Source organism: Nocardioides sp. P86 (genome assembly GCF_023712465.1).
Classification (GTDB): domain Bacteria; phylum Actinomycetota; class Actinomycetes; order Propionibacteriales; family Nocardioidaceae; genus Nocardioides; species Nocardioides kribbensis.
Map to the genome: position 1 here is coordinate 1,046,446 of NZ_JAMAYE010000002.1, position 24,544 is coordinate 1,070,989.

At 74.8% G+C, this 24,544-nt stretch carries 18 protein-coding genes and 1 riboswitch; of the genes, 4 read left to right on the forward strand and 14 right to left on the reverse strand.

All coding sequences use genetic code 11. From position 1 onward, the window contains the following. From M3673_RS12335 to gatC, 4 genes are all read right to left on the reverse strand, one after another. Nucleotides 1-1,677, reverse strand: a complete 1,677-nt coding sequence (locus M3673_RS12335) for a hypothetical protein (RefSeq protein WP_251534029.1) — start codon at nt 1,675-1,677, stop codon at nt 1-3. A gap of 102 nt (nt 1,678-1,779) precedes the next feature. Continuing rightward, nucleotides 1,780-1,861: riboswitch (cobalamin riboswitch) on the reverse strand. A 62-nt stretch (nt 1,862-1,923) separates the two neighbouring features. Continuing rightward, nucleotides 1,924-3,447, reverse strand: coding sequence for an Asp-tRNA(Asn)/Glu-tRNA(Gln) amidotransferase subunit GatB (gene gatB / locus M3673_RS12340; RefSeq protein ID WP_251534036.1), 1,524 nt, complete (start codon nt 3,445-3,447; stop codon nt 1,924-1,926). Further along, complete coding sequence (gene gatA / locus M3673_RS12345; RefSeq protein WP_251534043.1) at nt 3,444-5,009, reverse strand: Asp-tRNA(Asn)/Glu-tRNA(Gln) amidotransferase subunit GatA; 1,566 nt, start codon at nt 5,007-5,009, stop codon at nt 3,444-3,446. Before gatA ends, gatB begins: the two co-directional genes overlap by 4 nt. Continuing rightward, complete coding sequence (gatC, locus tag M3673_RS12350) at nt 5,006-5,305, reverse strand: Asp-tRNA(Asn)/Glu-tRNA(Gln) amidotransferase subunit GatC (RefSeq protein ID WP_056863767.1); 300 nt, start codon at nt 5,303-5,305, stop codon at nt 5,006-5,008. Before gatC ends, gatA begins: the two co-directional genes overlap by 4 nt. Nucleotides 5,306-5,424: 119 nt before the next feature. Between gatC and wrbA the strand changes: the two genes are divergently transcribed. Beyond that, nucleotides 5,425-6,021: an NAD(P)H:quinone oxidoreductase gene (gene wrbA, locus M3673_RS12355; protein WP_251534050.1), complete on the forward strand. Its 597-nt coding sequence runs from the start codon at nt 5,425-5,427 to the stop codon at nt 6,019-6,021. A 1,331-nt stretch (nt 6,022-7,352) separates the two neighbouring features. Here wrbA and ligA read toward each other — a convergent pair. Continuing rightward, nucleotides 7,353-9,491: an NAD-dependent DNA ligase LigA gene (gene ligA, locus M3673_RS12360; RefSeq protein ID WP_251534057.1), complete on the reverse strand. Its 2,139-nt coding sequence runs from the start codon at nt 9,489-9,491 to the stop codon at nt 7,353-7,355. Nucleotides 9,492-9,591: 100 nt separating this feature from the next. Between ligA and M3673_RS12365 the strand changes: the two genes are divergently transcribed. The 3 genes from M3673_RS12365 (at nt 9,592) to M3673_RS12375 (ending at nt 12,741) form a co-directional block, all read left to right on the forward strand. Then, nucleotides 9,592-10,293: an alpha/beta fold hydrolase gene (locus tag M3673_RS12365; RefSeq protein WP_251534059.1), complete on the forward strand. Its 702-nt coding sequence runs from the start codon at nt 9,592-9,594 to the stop codon at nt 10,291-10,293. 158 nt (nt 10,294-10,451) lie between these two features. Further along, nucleotides 10,452-11,039 carry a TetR/AcrR family transcriptional regulator gene (locus M3673_RS12370; RefSeq protein WP_251534060.1) on the forward strand — a complete coding sequence of 196 codons (588 nt, stop codon included), beginning with the start codon at nt 10,452-10,454 and terminating at the stop codon, nt 11,037-11,039. A gap of 58 nt (nt 11,040-11,097) precedes the next feature. Continuing rightward, nucleotides 11,098-12,741, forward strand: coding sequence for an MFS transporter (locus M3673_RS12375; RefSeq protein WP_193661356.1), 1,644 nt, complete (start codon nt 11,098-11,100; stop codon nt 12,739-12,741). A 117-nt stretch (nt 12,742-12,858) separates the two neighbouring features. Here the strand turns inward: M3673_RS12375 and M3673_RS12380 are convergent, their stop codons facing one another. The 9 genes from M3673_RS12380 to M3673_RS12420 form a co-directional block, all read right to left on the reverse strand. After that, a complete protein-coding gene (locus tag M3673_RS12380) occupies nt 12,859-13,860 on the reverse strand; it encodes a methionine synthase (RefSeq protein ID WP_251534062.1) in 1,002 nt (333 codons plus the stop codon). Nucleotides 13,861-13,867: 7 nt separating this feature from the next. Then, a complete protein-coding gene (gene mnmA / locus M3673_RS12385; RefSeq protein ID WP_251534068.1) occupies nt 13,868-14,977 on the reverse strand; it encodes a tRNA 2-thiouridine(34) synthase MnmA in 1,110 nt (369 codons plus the stop codon). Then, nucleotides 14,974-16,146 carry a cysteine desulfurase family protein gene (locus M3673_RS12390; RefSeq protein ID WP_251534070.1) on the reverse strand — a complete coding sequence of 391 codons (1,173 nt, stop codon included), beginning with the start codon at nt 16,144-16,146 and terminating at the stop codon, nt 14,974-14,976. Before M3673_RS12390 ends, mnmA begins: the two co-directional genes overlap by 4 nt. A 27-nt stretch (nt 16,147-16,173) precedes the next feature. Continuing rightward, nucleotides 16,174-17,163, reverse strand: a complete 990-nt coding sequence (locus M3673_RS12395) for an endonuclease/exonuclease/phosphatase family protein (protein ID WP_251534072.1) — start codon at nt 17,161-17,163, stop codon at nt 16,174-16,176. A gap of 62 nt (nt 17,164-17,225) precedes the next feature. Further along, the gene (gene proB, locus M3673_RS12400) at nt 17,226-18,317 is read right to left on the reverse strand and encodes a glutamate 5-kinase (protein ID WP_193661360.1); all 1,092 of its coding nucleotides are present in this window, start codon (nt 18,315-18,317) and stop codon (nt 17,226-17,228) included. Beyond that, nucleotides 18,314-19,858, reverse strand: a complete 1,545-nt coding sequence (obgE, locus tag M3673_RS12405; RefSeq protein ID WP_056863760.1) for a GTPase ObgE — start codon at nt 19,856-19,858, stop codon at nt 18,314-18,316. Before obgE ends, proB begins: the two co-directional genes overlap by 4 nt. A 138-nt stretch (nt 19,859-19,996) precedes the next feature. After that, nucleotides 19,997-20,251 (reverse strand): 50S ribosomal protein L27, encoded by a 255-nt coding sequence (rpmA, locus tag M3673_RS12410; RefSeq protein ID WP_056863759.1) that lies wholly within the window; start codon nt 20,249-20,251, stop codon nt 19,997-19,999. Between the two features lie 47 nt (nt 20,252-20,298). Then, nucleotides 20,299-20,607, reverse strand: a complete 309-nt coding sequence (gene rplU, locus M3673_RS12415; RefSeq protein WP_056863758.1) for a 50S ribosomal protein L21 — start codon at nt 20,605-20,607, stop codon at nt 20,299-20,301. 216 nt (nt 20,608-20,823) lie between these two features. Beyond that, complete coding sequence (locus tag M3673_RS12420; protein WP_251534073.1) at nt 20,824-24,522, reverse strand: Rne/Rng family ribonuclease; 3,699 nt, start codon at nt 24,520-24,522, stop codon at nt 20,824-20,826. Nucleotides 24,523-24,544 lie beyond the last annotated feature (22 nt).

A 24,544-nucleotide genomic window follows, 5' to 3' on the forward strand; every position in this document is an offset into this window, starting at 1 on the left:
TCAGCGCACGACCCGGACGGTCGCCTCGCCGGTGCGGTCGGCGAACTGACCCTTCGCCCGGAGCGTCGCGAGTCCCAGCGCCCCGCTGATGCGCACCTCGGTGACGACACGGCCCTCCGCGTCGGCGCGGGCCACGCTCTTCGCGCCGCGGAACGTCACCACGGTGCGCTCCCCGGGCACGAGACCGGAGACGGTCACGACCTGGGACCCACCCCGCTCCGCGCGCCGGGCGGTGTCGACGCCGAGAGTCTTGGGGCCGAGCACGCGCACGTCGACCGAGCCGACGAGGCCGCTCTCGCCCCGCACCTCGTAGGTGGCGGTGCCGGCGCGCCCGGGGCTGACGGTGAGGTCGGCCGAGCCGTCGCGACCGGCGGTGGCGCCCACGGTCTCGCCGCGACCGGCGCCGCGGCCGGTGAGGCAGAGCTTGGCGCCCGGGGCCAGCCCGGTGACCTTCACGGTGAGGGCGCGGCCCTTGCGGGCGAGGTCCTTCGCGGCGACGGCGTCCTCGCCGGTGTCGGTGGAGGAGGCCAGCGCGGGCGCGGCCTGGGCGGTGGCGCGCAGGAACTGCCCACGGTCGGCCGCGACGATCCCGTCGGCGCGGGCACCCTTCAGCGCCGCGTCGTCGTAGGCCACGGCGCCGAGGTCGGCGTCGTCGAAGCGGTTGCAGTCGCCGACACCGGCGACCTGGCGGGCCCGCAGCCAGGCCGCGGCGTCGGCGGCGGCGTCGGCGCTGGCCGCGCCCACGCCGAGGTCGGCGAGGTCGCCGAGGGCCCAGCCGGCCAGGCCGGTGCTGTTGGCGTTGCCGGGGAAGGCGGTGGCGTCGGTGCCGGAGTCGAAGGAGCCGTTGGCGTTCTGGAAGCCGGCCAGCCAGGCGGCGGCGTCGGCCAGCGCGGCGTCGACCTCGGCGTCACCCGCCTGGGGCAGCAGCGACAGCACGGCTTGCGCGGTGGCGTCGACGCTGGCGTCGGACCCGGCGGTGCAGGCCTGGTCGGTCGCGGTGACCGGCGCGAAGTCCTGGCGGAAGAAGCCGGCCCCGCACTGCTGGAGCAGCAGGAAGTCGGTGGCGGCGTCGGCCTCGTCGCTGCCCGCGGCCTGGAGGCCGCGCACGGCGAAGGCCTGGCCCAGCGTGTTGGCGAAGTCGCCGGTCGGGTCGGGCTCGCCGTCCTTCGTGGCGACGTCGGCGATGCGCCCGGCGGTGGCACCGGTGTCGGCGGTCTGGGCCTCCAGCGCGCCGACGAGGTCGATCTCCTCGACGGTGGCCGGGTCGACACCCGCGGCCTGGAGGCCCACGAGGGCCTTGGCCACGGCGCCGGCCGCGCGCCCGGCGTACTGGGCGCCGTCGAAGGAGTAGGCGTAGTCGGTGTAGACCGTGGGGTCCTCGGCGACGGCCGCGGCGATCGCGTCGACGGTGGCGTCCTGCCCACCGACGGCGGCGAGTGCGAGCTCGGCGTCGATGGACAGCCCGTAGTCGGTGAACGGCGCGCCGAAGCTGTCGTAGGTCAGCAGGCCGTCGTCGACCTGGCCCGCGAGCCAGCCGCCGGCGCGCTGCGCGGCCACGGGGTCGAGGTCGCCGGCGGCGGCCTGGGCCGGGGTGGTGAGGCCGGGCACCGCCAGCAGGGCCAGGGACAGGACGGGAGCGGCGGCGAGGGCGCTCGCGCGGCGCAGGGGGTGACGCATGGGGTTTCCTTCCCGCTGCGCACGGCGGGAGGCGCCCCGGCTGATCCGGGGCGGGCCACCCGCCGTGTTCCTCGACAGCGAATGATCAGGACGCGTCGCAGCAGGTGCTCCGGCTCGCCGCCCCGGGGAGGTCCCGGCACGGCCTACGGTTGCGGGTCAGCGCCGGACTCCGACCGGCTTCCCCCACGTGCGGGCGTGATGAGTGGTGCGGGGGCAGCGTAACCCGGGACCGCCCCCGCCGCCGCCTCAGGACAGCTTCTCGAGCACGAGCTCCTTGACCCGCGCCGCGTCGGCCTGGCCGCGCATCTCCTTCATCACGGCGCCGATGAGCGCACCGGCCGCGGCGACCTTGCCGTCGCGGATCTTGTCGGCGATGGCGGGGTTCTCGGCGATGGCCTTGTCGACCGCGGCCGACAGGGCGCCCTCGTCGGAGACCACGGCCAGGCCGCGGGCCGCGACGACCTCGTCCGGGGTGCCCTCGCCGGCCAGCAGGCCGTCGAAGACCTGGCGGGCCAGCTTGTCGGTCAGCTCGCCGGCGTCGACCATGGCCTGCACGCGCGCGACGTGCTGCGGCGTGACGCCGAGGGCGCCGATCTCGACCCCGGAGTCGTTGGCGCGCCGCGCCATCTCACCCAGCCACCACTTGCGCGCGGACTGTGGTGCGGCGCCGGCGGCGATGGTCTCCTCGACCAGGCCGAGGGCGCCCGCGCCCACGGTGTCGCGCATCTCCAGGTCGGTGAAGCCCCACGACTCCTGCAGCCGGGCCAGGCGGGCGCGGGGGTTCTCCGGCATGGTGCCGCGCAGCTGCTCCACCCACTCGCGCGACGGTGCCACCGGCACCAGGTCGGGCTCGGGGAAGTAGCGGTAGTCCTCGGCGTCGGACTTCTCGCGCCCCGACGTCGTCACGCCGGTGTCCTCGTGCCAGTGGCGCGTCTCCTGCAGGATCGAGCGGCCCTCCCCCAGCACGGCGGCGTGGCGCTGCATCTCGTAGCGCACCGCACGCTCGACCGAGCGCAGCGAGTTGACGTTCTTCGTCTCGGTGCGGGTGCCGAGCGCACCGGAGCCCTTCGGGGCCAACGAGAGGTTCACGTCGGCGCGGATCGAGCCCTGGTCCATGCGGGCGTCGGAGACGCCGAGGGCCACGATCAGCTCGCGCAGCTGCGCGACGTAGGCCTTGGCGACCTCGGGGGCCTGCGCACCGAGCCCGGTGATGGGCTTGGTGACGATCTCGATGAGCGGGATCCCGGCGCGGTTGTAGTCGACCAGCGAGTAGTCGGCGCCGTGGATGCGGCCGGTGGAGCCGCCGACGTGCAGCGACTTGCCGGTGTCCTCCTCCATGTGGGCGCGCTCGATCTCCACGCGCACCGTCTCCGTGCCGCCGTCGGCGGTCGGCACCAGGACGTCCATCCAGCCCTCGAACGCGATCGGCTCGTCGTACTGGCTGGTCTGGAAGTTCTTCGGCATGTCGGGGTAGAAGTAGTTCTTCCGCGCGAAGCGGCACCACTCGGCGATGTCGCAGTTGAGCGCGAGGCCGATGCGGATCGCCGACTCCACCGCCTTGGCGTTGACCACCGGCATCGCACCCGGCAGGCCCAGGCAGGTCGGGCAGACCTGGGTGTTGGGCTCGGCGCCGAACTCGGTGGGGCAGCCGCAGAACATCTTGGTCGCGGTGTTGAGCTCGACGTGGACCTCCAGGCCCATCGCCGGGTCGTAGGCGGCGAGGACCTCGTCGTAGTCGACGAGGACGTCGCCGGTGGTGGAGGTGCTCATGCGGAGGCTCCGTTCGCGTCGGTCGGGCCGGCCTGGGCGGCCAGGGCGGGCGCGCGGTCGAGCAGCGGGCCGCCCCACCGCTCGTGGAGGGCGGCCTCGAGGGCCGCGCCCACGCGGTACATCCGGTCGTCGGCCAGGGCCGGCGCCAGGATCTGGAAGCCGGCCGGCAGGCCGTCCTCGTCGGCCAGGCCGCTGGGCAGCGACATGCCGGGCACGCCGGCCAGGTTGGCCGGGATGGTGGCGAGGTCGTTGAGGTACATCGCCAGCGGGTCGTCGAGCTTCTCCCCCAGCTTGAAGGCCGTCGTCGGCGCGGTCGGTGAGACCAAGACGTCGACCTTCTCGAACGCGGCGGCGAAGTCGCGGGCGATGAGCGTGCGCACCCGCTGCGCCGTGCCGTAGTAGGCGTCGTAGTAGCCGCTCGACAGGGCGTAGGTGCCGAGGATGATGCGGCGCTTGACCTCGTCGCCGAAGCCGGCGTCGCGGGTGGCCCGCATGACCTGCTCGGCGCTCGGCGAGTCGACGCCCTCGGGCAGCACCCGCAGGCCGTAGCGCATGGCGTCGAACTTGGCGAGGTTGGAGGAGGCCTCGCACGGCATGATCAGGTAGTAGGTCGCCAGGGCGTGCACGAAGGTCGGGCACGACACCTCGACGACCTCGGCGCCGGCCTTGACCAGCAGCTCGAGCGACTCCTCGAAGCGCGCCTGCACCCCGGCCTGGTAGCCCTCGCCGGAGAGCTCGGTGATGACGCCGACGCGCACGCCGGACAGGTCGCCCTCGGCGCCGCGACGGGCGGCGTCGACCAGCGACGGCAGCGGCTGGTCGACCGAGGTGGAGTCGAGCGGGTCGTGCCCGCCCACCAGCTCGTGCAGCAGCGCGGAGTCGAGGACCGTGCGCGTGACCGGGCCGACCTGGTCGAGGGAGTTGGCCATGGCCACGAGGCCGTAGCGCGAGACACCGCCGTAGGTCGGCTTGACGCCCACGGTGCCGGTGACCGCGCCGGGCTGGCGGATCGAGCCACCGGTGTCCGTGCCGAGGGCCAGCGGAGCCTCGAAGGCGGCCAGGGCCGCGGCCGAGCCGCCGCCGGAGCCGCCGGGGATGCGCTCGAGGTCCCACGGGTTGCGGGTCGGGCCGTAGGCGGAGTGCTCGGTGGAGGAGCCCATCGCGAACTCGTCCATGTTGGTCTTGCCCAGGATCGGCAGGCCGGCGGCCCGGAGCCGGGCGACCACCGTGGCGTCGTAGGGCGGGACCCAGCCCTCGAGGATCTTCGAGCCGCACGTCGTGGGCAGCCCCCGGGTGGCCAGGACGTCCTTGACCGCGATCGGCACGCCGTCGAGCGCCGAGGCCGGCGACCCCGCCGCGCGACGCTCGTCGGAGGCGGCGGCCGCGGCCAGCGCACCCTCGGCGTCGACGTGGAGGAAGGCGTGCACGCCGGCGTCGGGTCCGCCGTCGACCGCGGCGATGCGGTCGAGGTGGGCCTGGGTCAGCGCGACGGAGGTGGTCGTGCCCGCGGCGAGGTCGGCGGCCAGGTCGGCGGCCGTGCGGCGGGTCAGGTCGGCGCTCACTGCTCGTCCCCGAGGATGCGCGGCACCATGAAGCGCTGCTGCTCCGACTCGGGGGCGCCGGCCAGCGCGGCCTCGGCGCCCAGCCCGGGCACCACGACGTCCTCGCGGAAGACGTTGGTGAGCGGGAGCGCGTGGGAGGTCGGGGGCACGTCGTCACCGGCCACGCCGCTGATCGAGGCGACCGACTCCAGGATCACCGACAGCTGCGGGGCGAGGTGGTCGAGCTCGGCGTCGGACAGGTCGATCCGGGCGAGGTTCGCCAGGTGCTCGACCTCGTCTCGGGTTATCTCAGGCATGGCGCTCATCCTAGGGCCGTCGCCCCGGGTCACCCGCAGGGACCTTGTGGGGCGCCGAGCGATGACTACCGTGGAAGTTGAACGGTCAACCGACTCGCGATCCCACGGAGGTACCACCCGTGCCCAGCAAGCTCTCGATCATCTACTACTCCGGCTTCGGCAGCACCCACGCCATGGCCGAGCGCCTGGCCCAGACCGCCGAGGGCCTCGGCGCCGAGGTCCGGCTGCGCCACGTCGCCGAGACCGCGCCCCGCGAGGCCGTCGAGTCGGTCGACGCCTGGAAGCAGCACGTGGAGGAGCAGGCGAGCAAGCCCACCGCCAGCCCCGACGACCTCGACTGGGCCGACGCCGTCCTCTTCGGCTCGCCCACCCGCTACGGCCACGTCACCAGCCAGCTCCAGTCCTTCATCGACACCCTCGGCCCGCTGTGGGGCGAGGGCAAGCTGGCCGACAAGGTCTACGCCGCCTTCACGTCCAGCCAGACCCTCCACGGTGGCCAGGAGACGACGCTGGAGGCCATGCACACGACCTTCGCGCACTTCGGCGGCATCATCGTGCCTCCGGGCTACACCGACCCGGTGAAGTTCGCCGACGGCAACCCCTACGGCGTCGGCAAGGTCACCGGCCAGACCAGCGAGCTCGACGACACCGACCGCAGCGCGCTCGACCACCTGGTCACCCGCGTGCTCTCGGTCAGCGACAAGCTGAACCGCTGAGCTTCGGCTCCACCCGCTCGCGAGCGCCGTCCCACAGCCGTGGGGCGGCGCTCGCCGCGTGTCGGGGACTCGCCTGACTGGTCGGGTCACCCGATGCGGTCAGCCAGTGCGGTCAGCCGGTGCGGTCAGTCATCGGCGTCGGTGAGTGGCGGGAGACGACACCCGCGGCGGCCGTCGAACCGTCGTACGCCGCCACGTCTCGGGCGGGCCGACCGGCGACGCGCGGCGCCCCCGCGGGGGCGGCCGGTGCTGGCGTCGCTCGCGAGGACCGACCGTGCGCACTGGCGGGAGACGTCACCTTCAGCGACCGTCGACCTGTCGTACGCGGCCACTTCTCAGGCGCGCCGGGCGGCGACGCGCGGCGCCCCCATGTCGCCGGCCGGTGCTGGCGTGGCTCGCGAGGACCGACCGTGCGGCAAGTGGCGGGAAACGACACCGTCGGCGGCCGTCGACCGGTCGTATGCCGCCACTTCTCCGGCGCGCCGGCGACGCGCGGCGCCCCGCGTGGGCGGCCGGTGCTGGCATCGCTCGCGAGGACCGACCGTGCGGTAAGTGGCGGGAAACGACACCGTCGGCGGCCGTCGGCCGGTCGTATGCCGCCACTTCTCGGCCGGCCGGCGACGCGCGGCGCCCCGCGTGGGCGGCCGGTGCTGGCATCGCTCGCGAGGACCGACCGTGCGGTAAGTGGCGGGAAACGACACCGTCGGCGGCCGTCGACCGGTCGTATGCCGCCACTTCTCGGGCGGGCCGACCGGCGATGCGAGGCGAGGCGAGGCGCCCCCGGTGTGACCGGCCCGCTGCTGGCGGCGCTCGCGAGGCCCGAGCGTGCGCAGTGGCGGGAGACAACACCTGCGGCGGCCGTCGACCGGTCATGTGCCGCCTTTTCTCGGGCGGGCGGGCCGGTCGGCGCCGCGGCGCCCCCGCCTGGCCGGCCGGTGCTGTCGTCGCTCGCGGTGACCGACCGTGCGCAGTGGCGGGGGACGACACCTGCGGCGGCACTCGACCGGTCGTGCGCCGCCACTTCTAGAGCGGGCTGGCCGGGCACGCGAGGCGCTTCGCCTGCGTGGCGGGCGTGAGAGGGACCTCGCGCGGAAGTCGGTGGTTGTCAGACGGTCGCTCGTACTCCCGCTCGAGCACCACGTGGCGCCGTGGTTTCGAGACGGTCGCTGGCGCTCCCTCCTCAACCACCGGCGCTGGCGCTCCCTCCTCAACCACCGGCGCTGGCGCTCCCTCCTCAACCACCGGCGCTGGCGCTCCCTCCTCAACCACCAGGGCTGGCGGTCCCCCCCCTCCACGACCGGGGCTCGGCGCCGGAGCGGAGCCTCCGGGGCTCAGCCGTCGTCGCCGGCACCCTCCGGAGCCTGCGACGTGGCGTCCTGGTCGTCGACCGGGGGTGGCGGTCCCTCGGCGAGCAGGCGGGTGAAGCCCTCCTCGTCGAGGACGGGGAGGCCGAGCTGCTCGGCCTTGTCGGCCTTGGAGCCGGCGTTGGCGCCGACGACGACGAAGTCGGTCTTCTTCGACACCGACCCGGCGGCCTTGCCGCCGCGCGAGAGGATCGCCTCCTTGGCCGAGTCGCGGCTGTAGCCCTCCAGCGACCCGGTGACGACCACGGTGAGTCCCTCGATGGTGCGGGGCACCGACTCGTCGCGCTCGTCGGCCATGCTCACGCCGGCCTGCTCCAAGCGGTCGACGATCGCGGCGTGCCACGGCACCTCGAACCACTCGATGACGGCCTCAGCGATGGTGGGCCCCACGCCCTCGGCCGCGGCGAGCTGCTCCTCGGTGGCGGCGCGCAGCGCGGCCATGGAGCCGAACTCCTGGGCCAGCGCCCGTGCGGCGGTCGGGCCGACGTGGCGGATCGAGAGGGCCACCAGCACCCGCCACAGCGGGACCTGCTTGCGCTCGCCGAGGTGGGTCAGCAGCCGCTGCCCGTTGGCCGACAGCACCCGCTCGCCCTCCTCGCCCTTCTTCGCCGCGCGCGTGAACAGGTCGGTGCGCAGCAGGTCGTCGGGCCCGAGGGAGAACACGTCACCCTCGTTGGCGATCACCCCGGCGTCGAGCAGCGCGGAGGCCGCCTCGTAGCCGAGCCCCTCGATGTCGAAGGCGCCGCGGCCCGCGACGTGGAAGACCCGCTCGCGCACCTGGGCCGGGCAGTGCTCGTGGTTGGGGCAGCGCAGGTCCTTGTCGCCCTCTTTCTGCTCCGCCAGCGGGGTGTCGCAGGCGGGGCAGCGCGTGGGCATGACCCACTCCGCCAGCCCCTCGGGCCGCAGCGCGAGCACGGGCCCCAGGATCTCCGGGATGACGTCGCCCGCCTTGCGCAGGATGACGGTGTCGCCGGGTCGCACGTCCTTGCGGCGCACCTCGTGGGCGTTGTGGAGGGTGGCGTTCTCGACCGTGGAGCCGGCCACCCGGGTCGGCACCATCACGCCGTACGGCGTGGCGCGCCCGGTGCGGCCGACGTTGACCCGGATGTCGAGCAGCTCGGCGTTGACCTCCTCCGGGGGGTACTTGAACGCGATGGCCCACCGCGGCGCCCGGCTGGTCGAGCCGAGCCGTCGCTGCAGCGAGACGTCGTCGACCTTGACCACGACCCCGTCGATCTCGTGCTCGACGTCGTGGCGGTGCTCGCCGTGGTGCTCGATGAAGGCGCGGACCTCGGCGAGCCCGGGCAGCACCCGCACCCGCGGGCTGGTCGGCAGGCCCCAGGCGGCGAGCGCGTCGTAGGCCTGCGACTGCGAGGCCGGCTCGAAGCCGCGCCGCGCGCCGATGCCGTGGCAGACCATGCCGAGCGCCCGGGTGGCGGTGACCCGCGGGTCCTTCTGGCGCAGCGACCCCGCGGCGGCGTTGCGCGGGTTGGCGAAGACCGGCTTGCCCGCGTCGGTCATGGCGGCGTTGAGCCGCTCGAAGGCCGCGGTGGGCAGGAACACCTCGCCGCGGACCTCCACGAGCTCGGGCACCGCGAAGCCCTCGGCGGCGACCAGGCGGTGCGGGATGGAGTCGATGGTCTTCACGTTGGGGGTGACGTCCTCGCCCGTGCTGCCGTCGCCGCGGGTCAGCGCCCTGACCAGGCGGCCCTGCTCGTAGAGCAGGTTGATGGCCAGCCCGTCGACCTTCAGCTCGCACAGCAGCGCCGGGTCGTCGACGCCGTCGCGGGCCAGGCGGGTGTGCCAGGCCGCGAGCTCGTCGTAGGAGAAGGCGTTGTCGAGGCTCTCCATGCGCTGGAGGTGGTCGACGGCGGTGAACTCGGTGCTGACCGCGCCGCCCACCCGCTGCGTGGGCGAGTCGGGGGTGCGCAGCTCGGGGAACTGCTCCTCCAGCTCCTCCAGCCGGCGCATCCGGGAGTCGAAGGCGGCGTCGTCGAGGGTCGGCGAGTCGAGCACGTAGTAGCGCCAGCGGGCGTCCTCGACCTCCTCGCTGAGCCGGCGGTGCTCGTCGCGGGCGTCGTCGCTCACGGGGACAGGCTCGGTCATGGGAGCCATCCTGCCGGGTCGCGCCGACAGCGGCGCACCCCCTTCCGGTCCGGGGCGCCCCGGGCCCATCCACCCCCCGCCGCGGCACCGAAGAAGCACCGTGACCACCCCGCACGCCGATCGCCCCGCACCCTCGCTGACCCGGCTCGACGTCGAGGGCGCTCCCCGGGCGCTCGTGCTGATGCTCCACGGCGGCAAGCCCACCTCGCAGCAGGTCGTCGACGGTCGCAGCGCGTCGTGGCGCCGCGTGGCGGCCCTGCAGCGGGCCATCACCCCCGCCCTGCACGAGGCCGGCGCCTCGACCTGGCTGCTGCGCTACCGCGCCCGCGGGTGGAACCTCGACGGCGCGGGCGCCATCGCCGACGCCCGGTGGGCCCTCGCCCGGGCCCGTGCCGAGCTCGCCGACACCCCCGTCGTGCTGCTCGGTCACTCCATGGGCGCGCGCACCGCCGTGCACGTCGCCGACGACGACCGGGTCGCCGGCGTGGTCGCGCTCGCACCGTGGCTCCCGCCCGACGAGCCCGTGCGCGCCCTCACCGGCCGGCACCTGCTCGCCGCCCACGGCCGCAGCGACAAGATCACCTCGGCCCGCCAGACCGCGGCGTACGTCGAGCGTGCGGCCCGCGTCGCGGCGTCGGCCCGCCTCGTCGACATGGGCCGCGTGGGGCACTACATGTTCCGCCGGGTCGAGGACTGGAACCGCGTGGCCACCGAGGGCGTGCTCGACCTCCTCCAGCACCGGCCCGAGCACCGGCCCGAGCACCGCACCGAGCACCGCACCGAGCACCGCCGCCCCGACTGAGCGCGCACCCCGCCCCTCCCCCCTCCCCCCGCGGGACGCCGGACCGACATCCGCGCGTTGGCGCGGGAACACCTGGGCGTGCCATGCTGTTCGGGATGGAACGGAACCGTTTCGTTTCATCCAGGTGAACGGACCGCACGACCAGACGTGGAGCAGCCATGACCCCCGCCGAGACCCGACCGCGCGTCGAGGGAGACCGCGAGCAGGAGATCCTCGACGCCACCCTCGAGCTGCTGGGCGAGGTCGGCTACGACCGCCTCACCATGGACGCCGTCGCCACCCGGGCCAAGGCGTCGAAGGCGACGCTCTACCGCCGCTGGGGCGGGGGCAAGGTGGCCCTGGTCATCGACGCCCTCAAGGCGGCCAAGCAGCAGCCCGACCTGCCCGACACCGGGAGCCTGCGCGAGGACCTGCGCGCCGCCTTCTGCGGGATGGGCGGTCTGACCGACGACGAGACGGTCTCGCACTTCACCAGCATCCTCACCGCGATCAGCGTCGACCCGGAGTTCGCCACCGCCTTCCGCCGCGACGTCCTCGAGGCCAAGATCGCCGGCTCCCGCACGATCTGGGAGCGGGCCCGCGCCCGGGGCGAGCTGCGCGACGACGTCGACCTCGAGCTCATCGAGCCGGCCCTGGCCGGCATCGTCATGCACCGCGTCTTCCTGCTCGGGCGAGCGCCCGACGCCGACACCATCACGCGGGTGATCGACCAGATCATCCTCCCCGCGGCGACCCGCCGACCCTGACCGGGCCCGCCCGCTCCACCACGTCTCCACCACGTCTCGACCAGACCAAGGACATCCCATGACCGACACCGCACCGCCCGACCAGCAGGCAGGGGCGCACGAGCCGCGCCAGCTCCGCCTCGGCTGGGCCCTCGTCGTGATCTCGATCGCGCAGCTGATGGTCGTGCTCGACGCCACCATCGCCAACATCGCCCTGCCCTTCATCGGCGCCGACCTCGACATCGACCAGGCCAACCTCACCTGGATCGTCACCGGCTACGCCCTGGCCTTCGGCGGCCTGCTGCTCCTCGGTGGCCGCCTCGGCGACCTCTACGGCCGCCGCCGCGTCTTCATGATCGGCCTGGTCGTCTTCGCGGTCGCCTCGCTGCTCGGCGGCATCGCCACCAACGAGCCGCTGCTGCTCGCGGCCCGTGGCCTCCAGGGCCTCGGCGCGGCGCTCGCCTCGCCCGCCGCCCTGGCGCTCATCACCACGACCTTCCCGGCCGGCCCCGCGCGCAACCGCGCCTTCGCCGTCTACGCCGCCATGTCGGGCGCCGGCGCGGCCGTGGGCCTCATCCTCGGCGGCTGGCTCACCGGCATCTCCCCGCAGCTGCTCGGCGTCGACGTCGACGGCTGGCGCCTCACCTTCCTCATCAACGTCCCGATCGGCCTGGTCGCCGCCGCCCTCGCCCCGCGCTTCCTCAACGAGTCCGAGGGCACCGAGGGCCAGCTCGACGTGCCCGGCGCCGTCACCGGCACCCTGGGTCTGCTCGGCCTGGTCTACGGCCTGACCCGCGCCGGCGAGGAGGCCCACGGCTGGGGCGACACCTGGACCATCGCCTCGCTGGTGGCCGGCGTCGCGCTGCTGGTGGCCTTCGCGTTCGTGGAGTCGCGTGCGGCCCACCCGCTGCTGCCGATCCGCATCTTCCAGAACCGCACCCGTGCGGCCAGCTTCCTGGTGATGATGCTCGTGCCGGCCGCGATGTTCGCGATGTTCTTCTTCCTCAGCCTCTTCATCCAGCAGGTCGTGGGCTACAGCCCGCTGCACACCGGCTTCGCGTTCCTGCCGTTCTCGGTGGGCATCGTGATCGGCGCGGGCCTGTCGTCGAACCTCGTCAACCGCATCGACCCGCGCTTCATCGCCGGCACCGGCACGCTGCTGGCCGCGATCGCGCTCTTCGGCTTCTCGCGGCTCTCGGTCGACGAGTCGAGCGCCAACCTGCTCCAGGCCGTGATGCCGGGCGGCCAGCCCGTGGGCGAGGACCTCAACTACTGGGCCTCGATCTTCCCCTTCATCGTGCTGATGAGCTTCGGCATGGGCATGGTCTTCGTGCCGCTGACCCTCACCGCCGTCCACCACGTGCGCGCCGAGGACAGCGGCATCGGCTCGGGCGTGCTCAACACCATGCAGCAGGTCGGCGGCGCCCTCGGCCTCGCCGTGCTCGCCACCGTGTCGCTGCACTTCGCCAGCGGCCGGGGCGAGGAGCTCTCCCCCGACCTGCTCGCGGCCGCGCAGCAGCAGGGCCTCAGCGGCGACCAGATCCCGCAGGTCGTCGGCGCCGCCACGCAGCTCGGCTCCTTCACCGACGGCGCGACCGCGGCCTTCCTCGTCGGCTCGGCGATGATCCTGGTCGGCTCGCTCATCGTGTGGCTCTTCCTCGACGTCAAGCACGAGGAGCTCGCCACCGACGGCCCCGAGGGCGCCCCGGTGCACCTGGGCTGACGCCCGCACCCCACCGCTCGACGCCACGGGCCCGGTCACCTCGGTGACCGGGCCCGTGGCGTCGGTGCCCGTGCCGCCCGGGTGCGGCCCGGGTGCGGCCGTCGTACGGCGGAGCCCTCAGCTCAGGCGGCGCGCGGTGTCGCTCGACAGGGCCAGCGCGCGGCGCGACCAGGCGACGTCGGCGCCGGCGAGGCCGCACGCCGGGCTGACGAGCAGCTGCCCGGAGACGGTGCCGGGGTCGATCCCGAGCATGTCGAGCCAGCGCTCGACCCGCTCGACGAGCGCCCTCTCCCCCGCCTCGGGCCCGGCCGCGGCGGCGGTGGTCGGCACGATGCCGAGCACGACGCTGTCGCCGGCCTCGAGCGCCTCGCCGAGGGCGTCGTGGTCGGCGGCGGTCATCAGTGACAGGTCGACGGCGAGGCCGCGGGCCCCGGCGCCGCGCAGGAGTCCGAGAGGTGTGCCGGCGGCGCAGGTGTGCACCCACGCCTCGCCGCCCGCCTCGGTCGCGGCGCCGAGCACCCAGCCGAGAGCGTCGGAGGCCTCGGGCGGGTGCACGGTGCGGTGGCGGCCGAAGCCGGACGCGGTGGGCACCCGGGCGTCGAGCACCGCGGCCAGCGCGGGCTCGTCGACCTGCACGACGAGCCGGGTGACGTCGGGCAGGCGCCGCCGCACGTCGCGCACGTGGTCGCGCACGCCCTCGGCCAGCGCCTGGGCCAGCTCGCGGCGCGCCCCGGCGTCGGCCAGCAGCTTGTCGCCGCGGGGCCGCTCCACGGTGGCGGCCAGGGTCCACGGCCCGGCCACCTGGATCTTGAAGGAGCCCGACAGGCCCTGGGCCTGCTCCTCCAGCACGTCGAGGTCCTGGGCGAGCAGGCTGCGGGCGCGCCGGTGGTCGACCCCGGCGCCGCCGCCGGTCAGGCGCCAGCCGGCGGGCTGGAGGTCGGCACCCAGCTCGGCCAGCACCGCGAGGCCGCGCCCGGTCATCGAGGCGGTGGCGCCGCGGCCGGGCAGCTCCACGAGGTGGGGCAGGTCGGGAAGGCTGTCGAGCACGGTGCGCGTCGCCTCGGCGACGGCGGCGTCGTCGTCGCCGGGCATCGAGCCGATGCCGGTGGCGGCGGTCATGCGGCGCTCACGCGGCGACCCGGGTGGTCGCGGTGATGGTGGCGGAGCCGACGACGCGGGTGCCGTCGTAGAAGACCGCGGCCTGGCCGGGGGCGATGCCGGAGGCGTGGTCGAGCAGCTCGACGCGCACCCGGTCGCCGTCGTGCACCTCGACCCGGGCGCGGTGCTCGGCGCCGTGGGCGCGCAGCTGCACGGTGACCGCGGGGCCCTCCAGCACCCGCGGCACGGTGCCGCACCAGCGGGGGCGGTCGGCCTCCAGGGCGCTCACCGCGAGCCGCTCGCGCGGCCCGACGCGCACGGTGCCCTCCACCGGCTCGATGTCGAGCACGAAGCGCGGCCGCCCGTCGGGGGCGGGCACCCCGAGCCGCAGCCCCTTGCGCTGGCCGATGGTGAAGCCGAACGTGCCGTCGTGGCGGCCCAGCTCTTCCCCCGTGGCGTCGTCGACGATGGCGCCGCCGTGGTTGGGCGCGCGGTCGCCGAGCTTCTCGCGCAGCCAGCCGGCGTTGTCGCCGTCGGCGACGAAGCAGATGTCGTGGCTGTCGGGCTTGTCGGCCACGAGCAGCCCGCGCCGCTCGGCCTCGGCGCGCACGGCGGGCTTGGGGGTGTCGCCGAGGGGGAAGAGCGAGTGGACCAGCTGCTGCTGGTCGAGCACCCCGAGCACGTAGGACTGGTCCTTGCCGGCGTCGGCGGCGCGGTGCATCTCGACCAGGCCGTCGGTGCCCGTGCGCAGCTGCGCGTAGTGGCCGGTGGCGACGGCGTCGAAGCCCAGCGCGAGGGCCCGGTCGAGCACGGCGGCGAACTTGATCCGCTCGTTGCACCGCAGGCACGGGTTGGGCGTGCGGCCGGCGGCGTACTCGTCCATGAAGTCCTCGACCACGTCGGCGTGGAAGCGCTCGGAGAGGTCCCAGACGTAGAACGGGATGCCGATGACGTCGGCCGCGCGGCGGGCGTCGTTGGCGTCCTCGATGGTGCAGCAGCCGCGAGCGCCCGAGCGGTACGACGCCGGGTTGCGCGACAGCGCAAGGTGGATGCCGGTGACGTCGTGGCCCGCCTCGGCCGCGCGGGCCGCGGCCACCGCGGAGTCGACGCCGCCCGACATGGCGGCGAGGACCTTCACAGCCGCGCCGCCCGGGCCCGCGCCACGACGGGGCCGATGGCCTCCAGCACGGCGTCGACGTCGGCGTCGGTGGAGGTGTGGCCCAGGGAGAAGCGCAGCGAGCTGCGGGCCTCGTCGTCGGGGTGGCCCATGGCCAGCAGCACGTGGGAGGCCTGCGGCACGCCGGCCGAGCAGGCCGAGCCGGTGGAGCACTCGATGCCGCGCGCGTCGAGCAGCATGAGCAGCGAGTCGCCCTCGCAGCCGGGGAAGGACAGGTGGGCGTTGCCGGGCAGCCGCTCGACCGGGTCGCCGTTGAGCACCGCCCCGGGCACGGCGGCCAGCAGGCCGGCCACGAGACGGTCGCGCAGGGCCGCCACCCGCTCCGCGTGGGCGGCCTGGTGCTCCACGGCGTGCGCGACCGCGGTGGCGAAGCCCGCGATCGCGGGGGTGTCGATGGTGCCGCTGCGGATGTCGCGCTCCTGCCCGCCACCGTGCACCAGGGCGGTCACCTCGACCTGGCGGCGCACCAGCAGCGCGCCCACGCCGTAGGGGCCGCCGACCTTGTGGCCGGTGACGGTCATCGCGTCGAGCCCGGAGGCCGCGAAGTCCAGCGGCACGGCGCCGAGGGCCTGCACGGCGTCGCTGTGCACCGGGATCCCGTGGGGCGCGGCGAGCGCGACGACCTCGGCCACCGGCTGCAGGGTGCCGACCTCGTTGTTGCCCCACATCACCGACACCAGCGCCACCGAGGCGGGGTCGCGCTCGATGGTGGCGCGCAGCGCGTCGAGGTCGACCCGGCCCTCGCCGTCGACCGCGAGCAGCTCGACCTCGGCGCCCTCGTGCTCCCCCAGCCAGTGCACGGGGTCGAGCACCGCGTGGTGCTCCACCGCGGTGGCCAGCACCCGCACGCGACGCGGGTCGGCGCTGCGGCGCGACCAGAAGATGCCCTTGACCGCGAGGTTGTCGGCCTCGGTGCCGCCGGAGGTGAAGACGACCTCGCCGGGCCGGCAGCCCACCGCGTGCGCGATCTGCTCGCGGGCCTCCTCCACCACGCGCCGGGCGTGGCGGCCCGAGGCGTGCAGCGAGCTGGGGTTGCCCACGTCGGCCAGGTGCCGCGTCATGGTCTCGATCGCGGCCGGCACCATCGGGGTGGTGGCGGCGTGGTCGAGGTAGACGGGAGTGGCGGTCATGTCCCTCCCAGGGTACGGCGGGGCCGCTCAGCCCACGACCACGAGGTCGGCCACGAGGGCGAGGTGGTCGGTGCCCCCGATCTCCACGGTGCGGGTGTCGAGGGCCAGCACGTCCTCGCCCACGAGCACGTGGTCGATCGCCACCGAGGTGGGAAGCGGCACCCCGAGCACGGGGAACAGCCCGTTGGCCGGCCAGGTGGGCTGCCAGCCGGCGTTGGTCTCGGCGGCCGCGTCGGCGTAGCCGTCGTCGAGGAGGCGGCGCATCGGCGCGTGGTCGAGGGTGGCGTTGAAGTCGCCGACGACGACGTCGGCGTCGGTGTCGCGGGCGACGTCGCGCAGCAGGTCGAGGTCGGCGTGCCAGCGCTCGGGGTCGACCGGGGCGGCGGGGTGCACGGCCAGCAGCCGCACGGTCGCGTCCCCGAGGTCGACCTCGACGCCCCAGGTCTGGGTGAAGGTGTCCACCGCGGTCGCCTCGCCGAGCGGCGCCCGCGACAGCACCATCGTGCCGTCGATCGAGGCACCGGTCTCCCCGATCCGCTCGGGCAGCAGCTCGTCGAGCCCGGCGCGCTCCATGTCGGCCAGCACGTCGTCGGTGACCTCCTCCAGCACCAGCACGTCGACGTCGGCGTCGACCGCCGCGCGCACGACCTCGGCGCCGTCGGCCCGCCCCTTGAGCAGGTTGGCCGTCATCACCGTCACCCGCGCACCGTCGCCCGCGTCGGGCGGCGTGCCCGCCACCAGCGGCGACCACCACCACGCGTGCAGCCCCCCGAGGCCCAGCACCACGAGGGCCGCGACGACGGCCGGGCCGCGGCGGCCGCTGCGGCCGCGGGTGAGCGCCCGGCCCAGCAGGAGCAGCAGGGCTGCGGCGTACAGGGGCAGGGCGAGGGGGGTGAAGGCGACCGCCTGCACCGCCCAGCCGGGCCTCGGGTCGGTAGACCTCAGCGCGGTGAGCAGCAGGGCGGGCCCGAGGGTCGCCGCCAGCAGGAGCCACCACACCGCGCCTCGCCACCGCACGGGGCCGAAGGTAGCAACGGGCCCCAGCCCGACCTGGACCGGCGACGTGGGCCGGTGGGTGCTCAGAGCACGACGAGGGCGTCGCGGTGCACGAGCTCGCGCTCGTAGGAGCGGCCGAGCAGCCCGGGCACCTCCGTGGCGTCGACGTTGACCAGCCCGCGCGCCACCGGGCGGCCCTCGGGGTCGACCAGGTCGACCGGGTCGCCGGCGTGGAAGACCCCGGTGTGACCGGTGACCCCGGCGGCCAGCAGCGAGGCGCGGCGCTCGACCACCGCGCGCACGGCGCCGGCGTCGAGCACGAGGGTGCCGCGGGGCTCGGTGGCGTGGGCCAGCCACAGCAGCCGGGTCGGGCGGCGCCTGCCGGTGCTGTGGAAGAGCGTGCCGACGGGCTCGCCGGCGACGGCCTCGCCGGCCCGGGCCGCAGAGGTCAGCACCACCGGGATGCCGGCGCCGGTGGCGATGCGGGCGGCCTCGACCTTGGTCTCCATGCCGCCGGTGCCGACGCCCGCGGCGCCGGTGGACCCGATCCGCACCCCGCCGAGGTCGTCGAGTCCGTGGACCTCCGGCACCAGCGCGCTGCCGGGCTCGCGGGGGTCGGCGTCGTAGAGCCCGTCGACGTCGGAGAGCAGCACGAGCAGGTCGGCGTGCACGAGGTGGGAGACCAGAGCGGCGAGGCGGTCGTTGTCGCCGAAGCGGATCTCCGAGGTCGCCACCGTGTCGTTCTCGTTGACGATGGGCAGCACACCGAGCTCGAGGAGCTTGGCGAAGGTCTGGTAGGCGTTGCGGTAGTGCGAGCGCCGGGTGACGTCGTCGGCGGTGAGCAGCACCTGGCCGGCGGTGAGGTCGTGGCGGCGCAGCTCCTCGGTGTAGCGGTGCACCAGCAGGCCCTGGCCGACCGCCGCGGCCGCCTGCTGGGCGGCCAGGCCGCGCGGACGACGAGCCAGGCCCAGCGGCGCCAGGCCGGCGGCGATGGCTCCTGAGGACACCAGCACCACCTCGGCGCCGCGGGCGCGGGCGGCGGCCAGCGCGTCGACCAGGGCACGGACCCGCTCGGGGTCGATCCCGCCGGCGGCGGTGGTCAGCGACGACGAGCCGACCTTGACCACGATCCGGCGCGCGGCCAGCACGACCTCGCGACCGGCGCCGCCGCTCACCGGCCGGGGTCCTGCTCGGACCAGTCCGGGTCCTCGCTCCCGCCGATCTCGTACGACGAGGGCCCGTAGGTCTGGCCCTTGCGCTCGGCGTCGAGACGGCGCGCCACGTCGGCGCGGGTCTCGCCCTCGGCGCGGTGCTCCATGGCCTCGTCGATCTCGCGGCGGCGGCTGGCCGCCGGGCGGGAGTGGTCGATGCGCTGGTCCTCGCCGCGGCGACCGAGCATCTCGGCGCCGGCGTCCATGCCGGGCTTGAAGTCGAAGACGACGGCGTTGTCGGGGTCGCCGATGAGCACGGCGTCGCCCTCCTGGGCGCCCATCGACAGCAGCTTCTCCTCCACGCCGAGCCGGTCGAGGCGGTCGGCGAGGAAGCCGACGGCCTCGTCGTTGCTGAAGTCGGTCTGGCGCACCCACCGCTCGGGCTTGGTGCCGCGCACGCGCCAGCCGTCGACGGTCTGGGAGACGGTGAAGTCGCCGCTGCCGTCGGCGCCCTGGGGCCGCAGCACGATGCGGGTGGTCTCCACCGCAGGCTTCGCGGCGCGCGCCGCGGCCACGATCTCGGCCATCGCGAAGGTCAGCTCACGCAGGCCCTCGCCGGAGGCGGCGGAGATCGGGATGACGCGCAGGCCGCGCTCGCGCAGGTCGTCGATGGTGATGTCGGAGAGGTCGCGGCCGTCGGGCACGTCGATCTTGTTGAGCGCGACCAGGCGCGGGCGGTCCTCGAGGCCGCCGTAACGGCTCAGCTCGTTCTCGATGACGTCGAGGTCGTCGACGGGGTTGCGACCCGGCTCGATGGAGGCGGTGTCGATGACGTGCACGAGCGCCGCGCAGCGCTCGATGTGGCGCAGGAAGTCGTGGCCCAGGCCGCGGCCCTCGCTGGCGCCCTCGATGAGGCCGGGCACGTCGGCGACGGTGAAGGTGGTGTCGCCGCCGGTGACGACGCCCAGGTTGGGCACCAGGGTGGTGAAGGGGTAGTCGGCGATCTTGGGCCGCGCCCGCGAGATCGCGGCGATCAGGCTCGACTTGCCGGCGCTGGGGAAGCCCACGAGGCCGATGTCGGCGACGACCTTGAGCTCGAGCACGATCTCGAGCTCGTCGCCGGGCTCACCGAGCAGCGCGAAGCCGGGGGCCTTGCGCTTGGAGGAGGCCAGCGCGGCGTTGCCGAGACCGCCGCGCCCGCCCTGGGCGATGACCAGCTCGGTGCCGGGCCCGACCATGTCGGCCAGCACCTCGCCGCGCGGGTCGGCCACCACGGTGCCGTCGGGCACCGGCAGCACGAGGTCGGCGCCGTGGCCGCCGTTGCGGTGGGCGCCGGCGCCGTGCCCGCCGTGCTCGGCGCGACGCTTGGGGCTGTGGTGGTAGTCGAGCAGCGTGGTCACGTCGGGGTCGACGCGCAGGATCACCGAGCCGCCGGGGCCCCCGTTGCCGCCGTCGGGGCCGCCGAGGGGCTTGAACTTCTCACGGTGCACCGAGGCCACACCGTTGCCTCCCCGGCCTGCGCTGATGTGCAGCGTGACCCGGTCGACGAACGTGGGGACAGCCATGGTGCCTTCTCTCGGTGGTGGTGCTCAGAGGTGGTGCTCAGGGGTGCTGCTCAGGGGTGCTGCGGACGACGAAGGGCGCCCCGGAGGTCCGGGACGCCCAACGTGGAAGAGCCTGGTGTGCCAGGTGGGAGCGTCAGCTCACTCGCCCGGGACGATGTTGACGACGCGACGGCCACGGCGCGTGCCGAACTCGACCGCACCGGCCTGCAGCGCGAACAGGGTGTCGTCGCCGCCGCGGCCGACGCCGCTGCCCGGGTGGAAGTGGGTGCCGCGCTGGCGCACGATGATCTCGCCGGCGTTGACCAGCTGGCCGCCGTAGCGCTTGACGCCGAGGCGCTGGGAGTTGGAGTCGCGACCGTTCTTGGTGGACGCCGCGCCCTTCTTGTGTGCCATGTCGAATCCTTTGGTGTGCGCTGCAGGAAGCCTGAGACCGGGAAGGCTCAGAGGGAGATGTCGGTGACCTTGACCTGGGTGTACTTCTGACGGTGACCCTGGCGCTTCTTGTAGCCGGTCTTGTTCTTGTACTTCTGGATGATGATCTTGGGGCCCTTGGTGGCGCCGAGCACCTCGACGGTCACCGAGGCCTTGTCGAGGGCCGAGGAGTCGGAGGTGACGCTCTCGCCGTCGACGGCGAGGACGACGGGCAGCGTCAGCGTCTCGCCGACCCCGGTCGTCACCTTGTCGATCTCGATGACGTCGCCCACGGCAACCTTCTGCTGCTTGGCGCCTGCGCGCACGATCGCGTACACCGCGGTCTCCTTCGTCGGGTTGTGCTGTGTCAGTTGACAGGTAAGTCGGTGGTCTGGGGCTCCCGTGCCGCCGCACCGGGCCTGACCGGCCGGGCGTCGTGGGTGGTGCCACACAGAAGGGCACGCATCAGCGCACCGAGGACCCATAGTACGGACCCGCCGGGGCGACAGCAATTCGGTGTCGCCCCGGCGGGCCGTGGCGCCGGACGGGCCGGCTCAGCGCTTGCGGGCGCCCTTCTTCTTGACCGGCACGTGCGCGGCCGAGCCCTCCTCCGCGGACTCCTCGGCCTGCTCACCAGTCGCCTCACCGGCGGTCCCACCGGCAGGGGGGCCGGCGGGGCGGGTGGCGCGGCGGGTGCGCGTGCGGGTCACGACGGTCGGCTCGGCCGGCGCCGCGGGCGGCTCCGGGTCGGCCTCCGGCGCGGGCGCCGGGTCGGGGTCAGGGGCCGACTGCGGTGCGGGCTCCGCCGCCGACGTCGGCTCAGGCGCTGCGGCGGGCCGGGCCGCGGTACGACGACGGGTGCGGGTCACCACCGTGGTGGCGGGGGCCTGCGCGGCCTGGGCCTCGCTCACCGCGTCGGGCTCCGGCGGGGCCACCGGCTCGGGCGTCGGGGCCGGCGTCGGCTCCACCGGCGCGACCACGGGGTCCTCGGCCGCGACCGGCTCGGTCACCGTGGGCGCCGTGCGGCTCGCACCGCGGCGACGGCTGCGGGTGACCACCGTCGTCTGCTCGGCCTCCGGCTGCTCGGCCTCCGGCTGCTCGGCCTCGGGCTGCTCGGCCTCGGGCTGCTCGGCGACCGGCTGCTCGGCGACCGGCTGCTCGGGTGCCGCGGCGACCGGGGCCTCGTCCGTCTCGGTGGGCTCGCTCGCCTCGGTCGGCTCGGGGCGCGCCATGGCCGCGATGTCCTTCGGGGAGGGCGGGGTGGGGGGCTTGGAGGCTCCCCCGTCGCCCTGGCCGCCGCTCTGCTCGGCCTGGTCGTCCTGGCCGCGGCCGCGACCGCCGCGCGAGCGGCGTCCGCCCTGGCCGCCGTCGTTGCCGCCGCCGTTGCCGCCGCCGCTGCGGTTGCCACCGCGCCGACCCTCGTCGTCGCGCTTGGGCTCGACGGGCTCGTCGTGGGTGACGATGCCGCGACCCTGGCAGTGCTCGCAGTTGTCGCTGAAGGCCTCGAGCAGTCCGGTGCCGATGCGCTTGCGCGTCATCTGCACCAGGCCCAGCGAGGTCACCTCGGCGACCTGGTGGCGGGTGCGGTCGCGCCCGAGGCACTCCACGAGACGTCGCAGCACGAGGTCGCGGTTGGACTCCAGCACCATGTCGATGAAGTCGACGACGATGATGCCGCCGATGTCGCGCAGCCGGAGCTGGCGCACGATCTCCTCGGCCGCCTCGAGGTTGTTCTTGGTGACGGTCTCCTCGAGGTTGCCGCCCGAGCCGGTGAACTTGCCGGTGTTGACGTCGACGACGGTCATCGCCTCGGTCCGGTCGATCACCAGCGAGCCGCCGGAGGGCAGCCAGACCTTGCGGTCGAGACCCTTGGCGATCTGCTCGTCGACGCGGTAGGTCGTGAAGAGGTCGTGGCCGTTGTGCTCGGCGGGCTCGTAGCGCTGCAGGCGGTCGGCGAGGTCGGGGGCGACGTGCGAGACGTAGCTCTGCACGGTGTCCCAGGCGTCGTCGCCCTGGATGACCAGGGTCGCGAAGTCCTCGGTGAAGAGGTCACGGACCACCTTGAGCGTGAGGTCGGGCTCTCCGTAGAGCAGCTGGGGGGCGCTGCCCTTGGACTTCTTCTCGATGTCCTCCCAGCGCGCCTTGAGCCGCTCGACGTCGCGGGTCAGCTCGTCCTCGGAGGCACCCTCGGCCGCGGTGCGGACGATGACGCCGGCGCCCTCGGGCACGATCTCCTTGAGCAGCGTCTTGAGGCGGTTGCGCTCGGTGTCGGGCAGCTTGCGGGAGATGCCGCTGGTCGTGCCGTCGGGCACGTAGACCAGGAAGCGGCCGGCCAGGCTGATCTGGCTGGTGAGCCGGGCGCCCTTGTGGCCGATCGGGTCCTTGGTGACCTGCACGAGGACCGGCTGACCCGAGGACAGCACCGACTCGATCTTGCGGGGCTGGCCGTCGCGGTGGCCCAGCGCGGACCAGTTGACCTCGCCGGCGTAGAGGACGGCGTTGCGGCCCTTGCCGATGTCGATGAAGGCGGCCTCCATCGAGGGCAGCACGTTCTGCACGCGCCCGATGTAGACGTTGCCGATGATCGAGGTCTGCGACTCGCGGGCGACGTAGTGCTCGACGAGCACCTTGTCCTCGAGCACGCCGATCTGGGTGAGGTCCTCGCGCTGGCGGATGACCATGGTCCGGTCGACCGCCTCGCGACGGGCCAGGAACTCGGCCTCCGACACGATCGGCGCGCGGCGACGGCCGGCCTCGCGACCGTCGCGGCGGCGCTGCTTCTTGGCCTCGAGGCGCGTGGAGCCCGAGATCGCGGTGATCTCGTCCTCGGCCGAGCGCGGCTTGCGCACCCGGGTCACGGTGTTGTCGGGGTCGTCGCCCTGCTCTCCCCCGTCGTCGCCCGAGCGGCGCCGGCGACGACGCCGGCGCGAGGAGCCCTCGCCGGACTCGGTGTCGTCCTTGGCGCCCTGCTCCTGGGGGCCGGTGTCGCCACCCTGGCGCTGACCACCTCGGCCGCCGCCCTGGTTGCCGCCCTGGTTGCCGCCGCCCCGGTTGCCCTGGCGCCCCTGGCCGCCGTCACGGGCGGAGCCCTGGTCGGCGTCCTGGTCGGAGTCCCTCTCCGCGTCGCCGCTGGCGTGCTGGCCCTCGGAGTCGTCCTCGGAGTCGTCCTCGGAGCGGCCGGAGCCCCCGTCGCCGGACTTGCGGCGACGACGGCCACCGCGGCGGCGACGACGTCGGCCGCCACCGCCCTCGGAGCGGTCCTCGTCGGAGTCCTCGGACTCGTCGGCCTCGTCGGCCTCGTCGGCGTCGTCGGGCTCGTCGGTGTCGTCGGCCGACGCGTCGGCGCCGCCCCGGGCGGTGTCGGCCTCGTCGGCGGGCCCGGTGGTGGGAGCCACGCTCGCGGCGACGGCCTCGAGCTCGTCCTCCTCGGGTGCCGCCTCCTGCGGCGCGGCGGTGCGGGTCCCGCCGGCCGAGCGGCTGCGACCGCGGCTGCGCGTGGTCGTCGTGGTGCGGGTGCGCGCGGGGGCGTCGGTGGCCGCCTCGGCGGGTGTCTCGTCGGGAGTCTCGGCCACGACCTCGGTCGGGGTCTCCGCGGGGGCGGGCTCGGGGGCGGGCTCGGGGGTGGGCTCGGTCCGCACGGGAGCCGCGGCCCTGCCCCGGGTGCGGCGGGTCACGGTCGCCTTGGTGGCCTTCGCGGCGTCGGGCGCCTGGAAGAGCACGGCCGGCGCCGCGGCCACCTCGGTCTCAGCGGGCGTCTCGGCGGGCGTCTGGACCGGGGCCTCGGTCACGACGGCCTCGGGCGCCGGCGCCTCGGCGGCGGCCGCCTCCGCGGCCCTGGTCGCCGCGCTCTTGCGGGTGCGGGTCGTGGTGGTGGCCCTCTTCGCGGCCGGCGCCTTCTTGGCGGCACTCTTGCGGGCGGCGGCCTTCTTGGCCGGCTTCTCCGCGGGCGCCTCGCCCGGAGCCTCGGCAGGCGCGTCGACCGCCACCTCGGCGGGGGCGTCCGGGGCGACGTCGGCGGGCGCCGGGTCCGGGGTCGACGGCTCGGCGGCCGCCGCCTTCTTCGTGGTGCGCTTGGCCGGCGCCTTCTTGGCGGCGGCCTTCTTCGCGGGGGCGTCGGCGGCGGTCTTCTTGGCGGCCGTCTTCTTCGCGGTCGTCTTCTTGGCCGCGGCCTTGCGGGTCGTCACGGTGACGGTGGGGGCCGTGTCGGCGCCCGTGTCGGTGGTGACGTCCTCGCCCAGGTTCTCGTCGGGCATGTGGTGCTCCTCTGCCCGGGCG

Coding starts and splice junctions, on each gene's coding strand:
- M3673_RS12335 (WP_251534029.1), bottom strand. CDS start 1,677: ATGCGTCACCCCCTGCGCCGCGCGAGCGCCCTCGCCGCCGCTCCCGTC.
- gatB (WP_251534036.1), bottom strand. CDS start 3,447: ATGAGCACCTCCACCACCGGCGACGTCCTCGTCGACTACGACGAGGTC.
- gatC (WP_056863767.1), bottom strand. CDS start 5,305: ATGCCTGAGATAACCCGAGACGAGGTCGAGCACCTGGCGAACCTCGCC.
- ligA (WP_251534057.1), bottom strand. CDS start 9,491: ATGACCGAGCCTGTCCCCGTGAGCGACGACGCCCGCGACGAGCACCGC.
- M3673_RS12370 (WP_251534060.1), top strand. CDS start 10,452: ATGACCCCCGCCGAGACCCGACCGCGCGTCGAGGGAGACCGCGAGCAG.
- M3673_RS12375 (WP_193661356.1), top strand. CDS start 11,098: ATGACCGACACCGCACCGCCCGACCAGCAGGCAGGGGCGCACGAGCCG.
- M3673_RS12380 (WP_251534062.1), bottom strand. CDS start 13,860: ATGACCGCCGCCACCGGCATCGGCTCGATGCCCGGCGACGACGACGCC.
- M3673_RS12390 (WP_251534070.1), bottom strand. CDS start 16,146: ATGACCGCCACTCCCGTCTACCTCGACCACGCCGCCACCACCCCGATG.
- obgE (WP_056863760.1), bottom strand. CDS start 19,858: ATGGCTGTCCCCACGTTCGTCGACCGGGTCACGCTGCACATCAGCGCA.
- rpmA (WP_056863759.1), bottom strand. CDS start 20,251: ATGGCACACAAGAAGGGCGCGGCGTCCACCAAGAACGGTCGCGACTCC.
- M3673_RS12420 (WP_251534073.1), bottom strand. CDS start 24,522: ATGCCCGACGAGAACCTGGGCGAGGACGTCACCACCGACACGGGCGCC.